This is a genomic window from Amycolatopsis sp. NPDC104775 (genome assembly GCF_055583325.1).
Genome location: NZ_JBVJOE010000005.1, coordinates 737,164 through 748,287, shown reverse-complemented (window position 1 = coordinate 748,287; position 11,124 = coordinate 737,164). Strand labels below are relative to the sequence as shown.

The 11,124-nt window shown below is 71.3% G+C and carries 14 protein-coding genes; 7 read left to right on the top strand and 7 right to left on the bottom strand.

The genetic code is table 11. The features are described 5' to 3' along the window. Positions 1 to 190: 190 nt before the first annotated feature. Positions 191 to 565 (bottom strand): nuclear transport factor 2 family protein, encoded by a 375-nt coding sequence (locus tag ACZ63D_RS26180; protein WP_465356983.1) that lies wholly within the window; start codon positions 563 to 565, stop codon positions 191 to 193. Between the two features lie 109 nt (positions 566 to 674). Between ACZ63D_RS26180 and ACZ63D_RS26175 the strand changes: the two genes are divergently transcribed. The 3 genes from ACZ63D_RS26175 (at position 675) to ACZ63D_RS26165 (ending at position 2,730) form a co-directional block, all read left to right on the top strand. Beyond that, the gene (locus ACZ63D_RS26175) at positions 675 to 1,274 is read left to right on the top strand and encodes a nucleotidyltransferase family protein (RefSeq protein WP_465356982.1); all 600 of its coding nucleotides are present in this window, start codon (positions 675 to 677) and stop codon (positions 1,272 to 1,274) included. 128 nt (positions 1,275 to 1,402) lie between these two features. Beyond that, on the top strand, positions 1,403 to 1,915 hold the full coding sequence (locus ACZ63D_RS26170) for a TetR/AcrR family transcriptional regulator (protein WP_465356981.1): 513 nt from the start codon (positions 1,403 to 1,405) through the stop codon (positions 1,913 to 1,915). After that, positions 1,912 to 2,730, top strand: a complete 819-nt coding sequence (locus ACZ63D_RS26165) for an SDR family oxidoreductase (protein ID WP_465356980.1) — start codon at positions 1,912 to 1,914, stop codon at positions 2,728 to 2,730. Before ACZ63D_RS26170 ends, ACZ63D_RS26165 begins: the two co-directional genes overlap by 4 nt. Here the strand turns inward: ACZ63D_RS26165 and ACZ63D_RS26160 are convergent. Next, on the bottom strand, positions 2,720 to 3,622 hold the full coding sequence (locus ACZ63D_RS26160; RefSeq protein WP_465356979.1) for a LysR family transcriptional regulator: 903 nt from the start codon (positions 3,620 to 3,622) through the stop codon (positions 2,720 to 2,722). The genes ACZ63D_RS26165 and ACZ63D_RS26160 overlap by 11 nt on opposite strands. Positions 3,623 to 3,692: 70 nt before the next feature. Between ACZ63D_RS26160 and ACZ63D_RS26155 the strand changes: the two genes are divergently transcribed. Genes ACZ63D_RS26155 through ACZ63D_RS26140 form a run of 4 tightly spaced genes read left to right on the top strand, consistent with a single transcriptional unit; the run spans position 3,693 to position 6,755 of the window. Then, complete coding sequence (locus ACZ63D_RS26155; RefSeq protein WP_465356978.1) at positions 3,693 to 4,382, top strand: nitroreductase family protein; 690 nt, start codon at positions 3,693 to 3,695, stop codon at positions 4,380 to 4,382. Positions 4,383 to 4,418: 36 nt separating this feature from the next. Then, positions 4,419 to 5,216, top strand: a complete 798-nt coding sequence (locus tag ACZ63D_RS26150) for a helix-turn-helix domain-containing protein (protein ID WP_465356977.1) — start codon at positions 4,419 to 4,421, stop codon at positions 5,214 to 5,216. 20 nt (positions 5,217 to 5,236) lie between these two features. Further along, on the top strand, positions 5,237 to 6,223 hold the full coding sequence (locus ACZ63D_RS26145) for a zinc-dependent alcohol dehydrogenase (protein WP_465356976.1): 987 nt from the start codon (positions 5,237 to 5,239) through the stop codon (positions 6,221 to 6,223). Between the two features lie 40 nt (positions 6,224 to 6,263). Beyond that, entirely contained in the window at positions 6,264 to 6,755 is a 492-nt protein-coding gene (locus ACZ63D_RS26140; protein ID WP_465356975.1) for a GNAT family N-acetyltransferase, read from the top strand. 306 nt (positions 6,756 to 7,061) lie between these two features. Here ACZ63D_RS26140 and ACZ63D_RS26135 read toward each other — a convergent pair whose 3' ends face one another. The 5 genes from ACZ63D_RS26135 to ACZ63D_RS26115 form a co-directional block, all read right to left on the bottom strand. Next, positions 7,062 to 7,499 carry an SRPBCC family protein gene (locus ACZ63D_RS26135; RefSeq protein WP_465356974.1) on the bottom strand — a complete coding sequence of 146 codons (438 nt, stop codon included), beginning with the start codon at positions 7,497 to 7,499 and terminating at the stop codon, positions 7,062 to 7,064. 7 nt (positions 7,500 to 7,506) lie between these two features. Beyond that, the gene (locus ACZ63D_RS26130; protein WP_465356973.1) at positions 7,507 to 7,947 is read right to left on the bottom strand and encodes an SRPBCC family protein; all 441 of its coding nucleotides are present in this window, start codon (positions 7,945 to 7,947) and stop codon (positions 7,507 to 7,509) included. A gap of 85 nt (positions 7,948 to 8,032) precedes the next feature. Continuing rightward, the gene (locus ACZ63D_RS26125; RefSeq protein ID WP_465356972.1) at positions 8,033 to 8,389 is read right to left on the bottom strand and encodes an STAS domain-containing protein; all 357 of its coding nucleotides are present in this window, start codon (positions 8,387 to 8,389) and stop codon (positions 8,033 to 8,035) included. Next, positions 8,389 to 9,486 (bottom strand): cobalamin B12-binding domain-containing protein, encoded by a 1,098-nt coding sequence (locus ACZ63D_RS26120; protein WP_465356971.1) that lies wholly within the window; start codon positions 9,484 to 9,486, stop codon positions 8,389 to 8,391. The genes ACZ63D_RS26125 and ACZ63D_RS26120 overlap by 1 nt, the downstream gene beginning before the upstream one ends. Next, positions 9,483 to 11,105, bottom strand: coding sequence for a PP2C family protein-serine/threonine phosphatase (locus ACZ63D_RS26115; RefSeq protein ID WP_465356970.1), 1,623 nt, complete (start codon positions 11,103 to 11,105; stop codon positions 9,483 to 9,485). The genes ACZ63D_RS26120 and ACZ63D_RS26115 overlap by 4 nt, the downstream gene beginning before the upstream one ends. Between the last annotated feature and the right edge of the window lie 19 nt (positions 11,106 to 11,124).

Here is an 11,124-nt window from a genome sequence, read left to right as displayed (position 1 = left end):
CGCGTAGCGACTCCGGCCGGCGCGGCACAGCGGAACCCCGTGCAGGCACATGCGCACGACCCCCCCGTGCCCCCGGGGGGGGGGGGGGGGGGGCGCCCCCCCCCCCCCCCCCCCCCCCCGCGCCGGTGAGGTTCAGACCTCCCGGGAGGTCTGAACCTCACGCTGTGGTCAAGACCACAGTCCCGGCGGGTCAGCCCGGGATCTTGTCCAGGAAGCCGTGCACCTTGGCGATCCGGCCGTCGGCGATCTCCACGACGTCGAACCCGATCGCGATCGGCTCGGGGCTGCCCGGAGCCGAGAGGTGCCACTGGAACCGCGCGAGATCGTGGTGCGCGTCCGGCTCGGCGGGCAGGGTGAAGACGAGCCCGGCGAACTGCGCCTGCGCGCCGCCGATGAACCCGTCGATCTCGTCCTGGCCGACGGCCGCGCCGAGCGGATCGGTGTAGGTCGCTCCCGGCGCGAAGACCTCCGAGACGAGCTGGCGGCGCCGCTGCGGGTCGGTCTCGTTCCAGACCTCGAGGTAACGGCGGGCGAGGTCGGCGGCGGTCGGTGCGATGGCGGTCATTTCGGGTTCTCCTTGTGTCGTCCCGTTTTCGGTAGGGCCAAGCCTGGCCGACGATCGGCGGCTGGTCGATTACGCGGGAGGTAATCGGTTCGCTGTGCTAAACCGGGGCATGGACTACGGCCGCCTGGCGATCGACAGGCAACTCGGGAAATTCCGCGAGATCGTGACTCGCAACGACCTGGTGCCGGAGGTGCTGGCGCGCGCGGCGGAGCTGGCTCTTCCCGGCTGGTACCTGACCGCGGGCTGCCTGTGCCAGACCGTGTGGAACGTGGTGACCGGACGCCCGCCCGCCGAAGGCATCAAGGATTACGACCTGTTCTACTTCGACGACTCCGATCTCAGCTGGGAGGCGGAGAACTCGGTGATCGAGGCGGGAGCGCGGAAGTTCGGGGATCTTCCGGCCGTGGTCGAAATCCGCAACGAGGCCCGGGTGCATCTCTGGTACGAGGACCGCTTCGGGGTGCCGTGCGCGCCGTACCCGTCGACCGAAGCGGCCATCGACTCCTTTCCGTCCACGACGCCTTGTCTCGGGATCCGGCTGGACAGCGAAGGGGAGTGGCAGGTCTACGCGCCGCACGGGTTCGCGGACGTGTTCAACCTCGTTGTGCGGCCCAATCCCGGGCAGGCGCCGCGAAGCAGTTACGAGGCGAAAGCCCGGCGCTGGCAGGAACAATGGCCGGAGCTGACCGTGCTGCCGTGGCCGGGTTGACGGCGGTCTCGACCGCGGCGTAGTTTCGATACGAAACGGTAGCGTAGCGAAATGGGGCACCGGTGGAAACCTCGAGCGTGGGCAGGCCGCGTGATGCCCGAAGGGATGCCGCGATTCACGAGGCAGCCTTGGCTCTGCTGACCGAGGTGGGCTACGACCAGCTGTCCATCGAGGCCGTCGCGGCGCGGGCGGGCGTGGCCAAGACGACGATTTACCGCCGGTACCGCGACAAAGCGGCCCTCGTCGCGGCGGCGGTGGAGCAGCGGCAGGCCTCGGCTCCGCCCATGCCGGGGCCTGGTGGGCTCCGGGAGAATCTGCTGGCCGTCGCGCAGTGGCTGGCGCGCGAGATCGCCGAGCAGGAGATCGGCGTGCTGGGTGCTTTGTTCGCGGGAATGCGCGGTGATTCCCGGCTCGCCGACGAGATGCGCGGGATTCTGCGCCGCGACGGAGCGGCGATGACGGAGTCGTTGCGGGGCGAGGAAATAGCGCCTGGCGCGGCGGAACTGTTCACCGAGGTCGCACCGGCGGTGATCGTGCACCGGATCGTTTTCGTCGGAGAGTCTTGCGACGACCGGTTTCTGCGGCATCTCGTGGACGACATCCTGCTGCCATTGCTGGAACAGAAGGAGGTTCGGGGATGATCGTGATCACGGGAGCCACGGGCGCGCTCAACGGGGCGACGGTGGAGCACCTGCTCAAGCGCGTCCCGGCGGGGGAGGTCGGCGTCAGCGTCCGGGATGTGGCCAAGGCGCGGCACTTCGCCGACCGTGGGGTACGGGTGCGGCAAGGGTCCTACGAGGACCCGAGGGCATTGAGGAATTCGTTTGAGGGGGCGGAAAAAGTCCTGCTGGTGTCCTCGAACGATCCGCGAGCGGACGGGGTGGGCTTGCATCGCGCGGGCATCGAGGCGGCGGTAGCGGCCGGGGCGCAACGAATTCTGTACACCAGTCATCAGAATTCCCGGATGGACACTCCGTTCCCGCCGGGGCCGGATCATGCGGCCACCGAGCGGCTTCTCGCCGAGTCCGGCGTCGCGTGGACGGCGCTGCGCAACGGGTTTTACGCGCACAGCCTCGGCTGGTTGCTCGGGAACTGGCGGGAGGAAGGGGTGATCAAGGCCCCGGCGGACGGGCCGGTCTCCTGGACCGAGCGGGCCGACGTCGCCGAAGCGGCGGCGGTGATTCTCGCCGGGGACAAGGCATTCGACGGGCCGGTGACGCTGACCGCGCCACGGGCGGTGACGTTCGACGACGTCGCCGAGCTCGCCTCGCGGGCCAGCGGAAAAAGGGTGCAGCGGGCAGTCGTGGCGGACGAGGAGTGGACCGCGGGCGAACCGGAGGAGATCGCGCGGATGAAGCTCGCCTTCTTCCAGGCGGCCCGCCAAGGCCACTTCGCCGGGACAAGTCCGCTGCTGGCCGAGCTTCTCGGTCGCGAACCGCGCGGCATTACGCTCTAGACCCGAAGAACTCCCGGCAGAACGCGCGGAACGTTTCCGCTCTCCGGGTCAGCCGCGCCCCCTCCGCGCGGGCCAGCACGACCGGCGTCGTCGGGACTCGCTCGCGCAGCGGGCGTACCGCGAAAGGCGTTCCTTCGACGGAAAGTTCCAGCGGCGGCCGCTGTACGGAGAGCGTGTACCCCAGGCCCCGGGCGACCAACGCGCGCGCCAGTTCGAAGCTGGTCGTGCGGTGCGCGACCGGCATGGGGAGGCCGACCGCGGCGAAGACGTCCCGGAAATAACGCTCGGACGGCGGCACGTCCAGGAGGATGAACGGCTCGTCGGCCAAGGCGCGCAACGAAACCGTCTTGCGGCGCGCGAGGGGATGGTCCGGCGGGAGGAGCACGCTCGGCGGCTGGTCGTACAGCTTGTCCACCGCGATCCCGGGCACGAGGTCCTGCCGGTACAGCACGGCGAGGTCGCAGCGGCCCTCCAGCAGAAGGTGCTGCAGGTCGGGCAGGGTGCCTTCGGTGAAGGCGACGTCGACCTCCGGGTGCCGGGTGCGGAAGGTCGCCAGCGCGGCGGGCACGTGCAGCGGGGCGAGCGGGGTGTAGCAGCCGAAATTCAGGCGTCCGGCGAGGTCGTGGCCGTAGTCGCGGGCGGCGGCGCCGAGCTCGGCGACCGAGGTGAGCACCGCGCGGGCCTCGCCGACGACCTGGCGGCCGGCGTCGGTCAGCGCGGTCGTCCGGCCGGGGCCGCGGAGGATGAGCTGCACGCCCCAGGTGCGTTCCAGCGAAGCGAGCGCCAGCGACACCGCCGATTGCGAGACATGGCAGCTTTCCGCGGCGGCGGTGAGTCCGCCGGTGTCGGCGACCGCGACCAGATACTCGAGCTGGCGCAACGAAGGGGACATGAGTTCAGCTTATGTCCTTCACCAGAAATGTGAACTGGACCGATGACCGCCGACGCGGCAGGGTCGGGGCATGACCCGGCATCAGCACCCTTTCGTCCCGTACGCGCCGCCGCGGCTGTCCCCGGAGGAAAGCCTCGCGCGCGGGCAGGAGCTGTACCGGCTGCTCGACCGGCGCCGGTCGGTCCGCTGGTTCTCGCCCGACCCGGTGCCGCTCGAAGCGATCGAGACGGCGGTGCGGATCGCGAACACCGCGCCGAGCGGGGCACACCATCAGCCGTGGACGTTCGTCGCGACGGCCGACCCGGACGTGAAGCGCGCGGTGCGCGAGGCAGCCGAGGTCGAGGAGCGGAAGTTCTACCGGGAGCGCACCGCGCCGGACTGGCACGCGGCGCTCGCCCGGCTCGAAACCGACGAGCACAAGGAATTCCTGGAAGTCGCGCCGTGGCTGGTGGTCGCGTTCGCGCAGAAAAGCACGCCGCGGGCGGACGGATCGCTGCGGAAGAACTACTACGTCAACGAAAGCGTCGGCATCGCGTGCGGCATGTTCATCACCGCGCTGCACACGATGGGCCTGGCCACGCTCACGCACACGCCGAACCCGATGGGCTTCCTGAACGAGGTCTTCGAACGCCCGGTCACCGAACGGCCCTACATCCTGTTCCCGGTCGGCTATCCCGCGCCGGACTGCGAAGTGCCCGACCTCGACCGCAAACCGCTCGCCGAGGCGCTGGTGGTGCACGCGCCGTTACCTCGGGGGTAATGGTCTCGCGCCCGGCGACCCCGTAGCTTCGGACGGGTGACGACTACGGTGAAGGCCCCGGTGGGCGAGCTGCTCCGGGAATGGCGCGACCGCCGCCGCATCAGCCAGCTCGACCTCGCGATCTCGGCGGACATCTCGACGCGGCACCTGAGCTTCGTGGAGACCGGCCGGTCCAAGCCGAGCCGGGACATGGTGCTGCGGCTGGGCGAGCACCTCGACATCCCGCTGCGCGAACGCAACCGCCTCCTGCTCGCCGCGGGCTACGCGCCGGCCTACGGCGAGTCCGACATCGGGGCGCCGGAGATGACCGTGATCCGCGAAGCCGTCCGGCGGCTGCTCGCCGGGCACGACCCGTATCCGGCGGCGGTCGTCGACCGCGGCTGGAATCTCGTCGACGCCAACCTCAGCCTCGGCGTGCTCACCGAGGGCGTCTCGCCGTCGCTGCTGACCGGGCCGGTGAACGTCCTGCGCGCCACGCTGCACCCGGACGGGATGGCCCCGCGCGTGCTGAACCTGGGGGAGTGGCGGGCGCATCTGCTGGGCCGGCTGCGCCGCCAGGTCGAGCAGACCGCGGACGCCGGGCTGGCCGAGCTGCTGGAGGAACTGCGCGGATATCCGTGCGACGACGAGGTTCCGGAGGTGGAGATCCCCGGCCCGGGCGATATTTTCGTGCCGCTGCGGTACCGGCACGGCGAGCGGGAGCTGACGTTCTTCAGCACGGTCGCGACGTTCGGGACCCCGCTGGACGTGACGGTCGCCGAGCTGGTGATCGAGTCGTTCTATCCGGCCGATCAGGCGACGGCCGCGTTCCTGCGCGAGCGCGTGACCGGCTGAGCGCCGCTACGATCGGGATCATGCGGGCGTTCGTGGTGACCGGACCGGGGGAGGCCGGTCCGGCCGAGGTGCCGGAGCCGGTCGCCGGGGTCGGCGAGGTCGTCGTCGACGTGGAGCGGGCCGGGGTGTGCGGCACCGACGTCGAGTTCTTCACCGGCGAGATGCAGTACCTCGCCGACGGGCACGCCCGGTACCCGATGCGGCTCGGCCACGAATGGTGCGGCACGGTGTCGGAAGCCGGTCCCGGCGTGCATCCGGCGTGGGTCGGCCGCCGCGTCACCGGCGACACCATGCTCGGCTGCGGGGACTGCCGCCGGTGCCGGGGCGGCCGCCAGCACGTCTGCGCGGATCGGCAGGAGGTCGGCATCCGCGGCGGCCGGGCGGGAGCGCTCGCCGAACGCCTCGCGGTGCCGGTGCGCTCGCTGCACGAACTGCCGGACACCGTGGATCCGGTCGCGGGCGCGCTGGCCGAACCGGGCGGCAACGCCTGCCGCGCGGCGCGGGCGGCGGCAGGGGAGCGGGTGCTGGTTCTCGGCCCGGGGACAATCGGGCTGCTGACCGCGCTGTTCCTCAGGGCCGCGGGCAGCGAGGTCCATCTGGTGGGCTCGACGCCGTGGTCGGTGGATTTCGCGCGCGGCTTGGGTTTTTCCGCGGGGACGAGCGTTCCGGAGCCGCCCTTCGACGCGGTGGTCGACGCGACCGGCGATCCCGCGGCTCCGGCGCTCGCGGCCGAAGTGGTCGAACCGGCGGGGCGGATCGTCTACATCGGACTGTCGGGGCGGCCGAGCCTGCTCGACACGCGGGTGTTGGCATTGAAGGACGTCACGGCGATCGGCGTGCTGAGCGGATCGCCAGGGCTGGCGGCGGCGATCGACGCGTACGCGTCCGGCGAGGTGGATCCGCGGCCGCTGGTAGCGGCGACGGTCGGTCTGGGCGAGGTCGCGGCGGTGCTCGGCGGGAAGCGGCCGCCGGGCGCGCCGAAGATCCACGTCGACCCGCGGCGATAACGTGGTTGCCCAGCGGGCGCGAAAACGAGAGGGTCGGAGCATGAACGCCGACCTGACTTTCCGCCAGCCGACCGAAGACGACCATCCGCGCGTGCTCGCCGCGCTGGGCCCGTGGTGGGGCGGGCTGAAAGGCGAAGCCGGGGCGAGGGAACGGGCGCTGCTGGTGCCGCGCCTGTTCCTCCAGCACTTCACCACGACGAGCCGCCTGGTCGAGCGCCCGGACGGGACGCTGGCGGCGTTCCTGATCGGCTTCGTCTCGCAGACCGATCCGGAGACCGCGTACATCCACTTCGTCGGCGTCGACCCGGAGCTGCACGGGCAGGGACTCGGGCGGTCGCTCTACGAATGGTTCTTCGCGACAGTGCGGGATTTGGGAGTGCGGACGGTCAAGTGCATCACCAGCCCGCAGAACACCGCCTCGTGCGCCTACCACGCCCGGCTCGGGTTCGAGGTCTCCGACGTGCTCCCGGACTACGACGGGCCCGGCCTGGACCGGGTCGCGTTCACCCGCAGCCTCGCCGACGCGGCCTGACTTCCGGCGGAGCGCGGATCCGGCGCGCGTCGGGGGAGGATCCGCTTGCTGCGGCTGGTCTTTCTCTGCTGCGTCCTGGGGACGGCCGATCTGGCGCTATCACCGGCTATCGGGGCGGCCGGGCGGTCGAGTTCGGGGACCGCGAGAAACGCGAACTCGCCGGGCACCGCGCCAGCGGAGCGTTGATCGCCCCGCTGGCGCTGTTCGTGGGCGACGAGGCGGATCACGTCCTCGACGTGATCCGCACGGCGCGGAAACGCTGAACGGCCGGGTAAGTCGCGGGGCCGGGGAAGCTGGCCCCTCGGCTCACCCGGCCAGGCGGTTGAGCGCGTCCGTGAGCTGTCGTTCGGTGTCGTTGCCCAGTTTCTCGAACACGGCTTTGGCCAGCGGGGCGGCGAGTTTGGCCACACCGTCGAACCGCAGCTCGTTGGTGTAGGTGACGCGCGACCCGGCACCGCTCGGGGCGGCCTCGATGGTTTCGGTGGAGGTGGCGGTGTCGTTGCGCCCCACCAGCACGACGCGATCGGCGTCGAGGCTTTCGAGGGTGTACGTCAGCTCCGTGGTGATCCCCGCGATCTTCGAGGTGTTGTGCCACGACGAGCCGACGCGGACCGGCCCGTCGTCCTCGCGGACGCAGCGTTCCGTTCCGGGGTCCCATTCTTCGGCGTTCCCGAAGTCGGCCAGGTAGGCGAGAACCGCGTCCGGGCGAGGGTTCACCGCGAAGGTGCGGGAGACCGTGGTCACGGGGCGCTCAGCGGGCTTCGATGACGGTCTGGAACTGCGCGGCGGCCCGCTCGACCTTCTTCTGCGGGTCGGCCAGCAGCGACGCGACCGCTTCTCCCAGTTTGCCCGCCGGGGGCTCGTATTCGAGGGAGATCTCCACCCCGGTGCGGCTGTTTCCCTTGTCCTCGAACCGGACGACGCCGGAGTTGCGCACGTCGGGGTCGGCGTCGTCGACCGTGGTCCAGGCGATCTTGCGCGGCGGCGCGTCCTCGACGATCCGGGCCTCCCATTCCACTGTGGACCCCGCCGGTCCGTCGACCTTCCACCGGGTGCGCGTCCCGTCGGCGTCCAGTGCCTCGACCGAGCGGACGTCGGAGAACAGCTCCGGCAGCCGGGTCAGCGGACGCCACCAGTCGTAGCAAGCCTGTGCGGGAGCGTTGACCTCGATGTAATGCGCTGCAGCAGCCATGGTGCCTTTCCTTGGATCGCAATGGAATCTCGCGGTCCTCCCCGGCTACCCGGCCGCTCGGCGGAGCAAACAGTTCCGGACCCGGTCAGGAATCCTGCTGCTGGGCGGTTTCGGCGGCTTCCCCGGTGAAATGGGCCAGCAGGTTCGTGCGCCGGAGCAGCCGGTCGAGCGAGGCGGAGCGGGCGTCCAGCCGCAGCGCCGCTCCCGTGGAGCGGACCAGCCTGCTGAGCATGAGCAGGGCGGACAGGCCGGAGGAATCGCAGAAGTCCAGCGCGCCGCAGTCGAGGTGGACGACGCGGCAATCCGGGTGCGCCGCCAGCATTTCGCGGGCCGTGCGGACGAGCAGGGGCTGGCTCTCGTAATCGAGTTCGCCGGTCACGACGAGCCGGGCCGCGCGCGGATCCGGCGTCGTCCACGTGCAGGCGAGCGGGTGGGGCGGCATCAGGACCCGCTTTCGGCATCGGGGCGGGGGAGCGCGGCCCGCGCGCGGGCGAGGGTGCCGGAGGCGCGGGGGAAGTCCCTCAGCTCTTCGGCGAGGAGGTCCAGGGCCGGAGTCAGGTATCCGGCCGGGACTCCGCGCGCGGCGAGGATTGCGGCGGTCCAGCGGAGAAAACCCGAGAACAAGCCGGGATCGTCGACGTACACCGACGTTTTCAGGTAGTCGACGATGCTCGCGAGGTCCTCGACGGTGTGCTGCAGCTGGAGTTCGGTGTAGCGGGCCAAGGCCGGGATCTGCTCTCGCAGCCCCGCGAAGACGGCTTTCACCAACTGCGCCGAGGTCCGCGAGATCATGGTGTATTCCTGGTCGAGCAGGTGCGGCAGATCGTCCACGGCCTGGTGGGCGCTGCGGGGCGGGCCCAGCGGCTTCCCGGCGAGCAGGTCGGCCGCGGTACGGGCGTCGGGCGCCCAGGCGTCAGCGCCGAACAAGCGGGCGTAGCGGCCGTCAGGCCCGAACGCCGCCCCGCCCGCGATGACCGGGACGCCGGCGGCCTGGCAGGCGGTGATCGTGGCGTGCGCGGCGGGCAGCCGGGTCGGGATCGAGCTCGACAGCGCGACTGCGTCCGGGCCGGTGCGGTGCAGGTCGGCGATCAGGTGCGACGCCGGGACCTGCGCGCCGAGGTAGTCGACCCGGAAACCGCGCGAGCGCAGCACTTCGGCCAGCAGCCGGGCGGGCAGCGCGTGCCATTCCCCGTCCACGCAGGCGACTGTCACCCGGGCCAGCGGCGGCCGTGCCAGGGGACCGGCGGCGTGGCTTACGGCGGCGATCACGCGGTCGTTGATCGCGGTGACGGCGTGTTCCTGGGTCACGCTCAGGCGGTTGGCCGCCCATTCCTCGCCGACCTTCCGCTGCACGGCGGCGATGACGTCCAGCAGGACGGTTTCGGTGTCCATCCCGGCTTCGAGAGCCCGCAGCACGATGCCGCCCGCCTCGTGCTCGTCGCCGTCGACCGCCGCGTTCCAGAGCTGATCTGCGACGTGCTCGACCGGCGTCGGCCCGCCGTCGCGAACAGCGTCACGGGGTGTGCTCGAGGCGGTCATGCGGCGGTGTACCTCCCGCGGCCCGAACCGCCGACTGCGGACAGCCGCTGGCCGCGAGGCGCGGTGACCGCCACGATCGCCATGTCGTCGTGGCTGCGCTCGCCGGCCCATTCGGCCGCGAGCATGTGGACGTGCTCGACGATGGCTTCCGCGGGCATTCCCGCGCACCGGGTCAGGGCTTCGTGCAGGCGGTCCTCGCCGAACATCTGGTCTCCGAGCGGCCCGCCGCGCGCTTCGGTGATGCCGTCGGTATAGAGCAGGCAGGTCTCGCCGGGCGCGAGCACGACCTCGACGGTCCGCGTCTCGATCGCGGGCAGGACCCCGACCACGGTGCCGACGGTGTCCGCGACTTCGACCTCTCCGTTCGCGCGGACGATCAGCGGCGGCAGATGCCCCGCGCAGGTCAGGCGCAGCCGCAGGCCCGAGGCCGTCCGCGACACGGACGCGAGCGCGAGGGTGACGAAGCGGGTGTGGTGCGAACTGAGCAGAGCGTCGTTGAGCATGCTCAGCACCCGGTGATGGTCCGAGGCCAGCGGAGCCAGCGCGTGCAGGGTGTTGCGGACCTTGCCGGTGAGCACCGCGGCCTCGATGCCCTTGCCGCACACGTCGCCCAGCACGACGAGCGACTCCTGGCTTTCTTCGGCCGCCGGGTAGACGTCGTAGAAGTCGCCGCCCACGCGTTCGGCGTCCAGCGCGGCGCGGTACCGGCCCGCGAATTCCGCGCCCGCGACCTCGCGCAGCGTGGGCGGAAGCAGTTCGCGCATCAGCGTTTCGGTCATCGCCGACTGCTGCGCGAACATCCGCGCGGCGGACATCGCCACCCCGGACCGGGCCGCGAACAACCGGGCGAAGATCTCCTCGTCCTCGGTGAACGCCGCGCGTTCGGCCTTCCGCAGGAGAACAAGCGCCCCGGCGGGCACGCCGTGCCCGGGCAACGGCGTCACCACGATCGAGCCCACGTCGCCGAAATCCGCGGGAATAAGCCATTTCGGCGCGGACGCCGGGTCGATCCAGCGCGACGGGACCGGCGGAAAGCCTTGGAGCGCCTCGGCGAGCCCGGGCACCTCGGAAAGATCCGCCGCCAGTTCGACTTCCTCGGGCTCGCGGTCCCGTACGCACAGCACCGCCGGGACATCACGGTGTGCGGCCGGGGTGATCAGAAGCGCGGCGTCGGCGAGATGCTGCACGGCGAGCTTCCCGGCGACCTGCATGCAGCGTTGCAGGTTCAGCGACCCCAGCAACGCCGTCGACGCTTCGGCCAGAAACTGCGCTCGCCGCCGCTCAGTCCGCAAAGCCGCCTCGGCGAAGTGCGCGGCGGTGTTCTCGGTCAGCCACCACGTGACTGTCCCGTCATCGTGCGCCGCCGGGTGCACCGCGTAGCTGCGCTCCCACTGTTCTCCGCCGCCGGACAAGCCCTCGACGATCCCGTCGTGCGGCCCGGCGGGCCAGCCGGGCACCGCTTCGGCGAGCACCACGCCCTCCGCGACTCGCGGGAACAACCGCTTCGCGGCGGCGTTGAGCGCGACAACCGCACCGTCGGAATCCGTGACCAGCACCGGGCCCGGGGCGGAACTCCAGCGCGTTCCGGCGTCTGCCGCCGCGGAGGCCGCTCGCTTCACATCCACCACACTCAGGGAC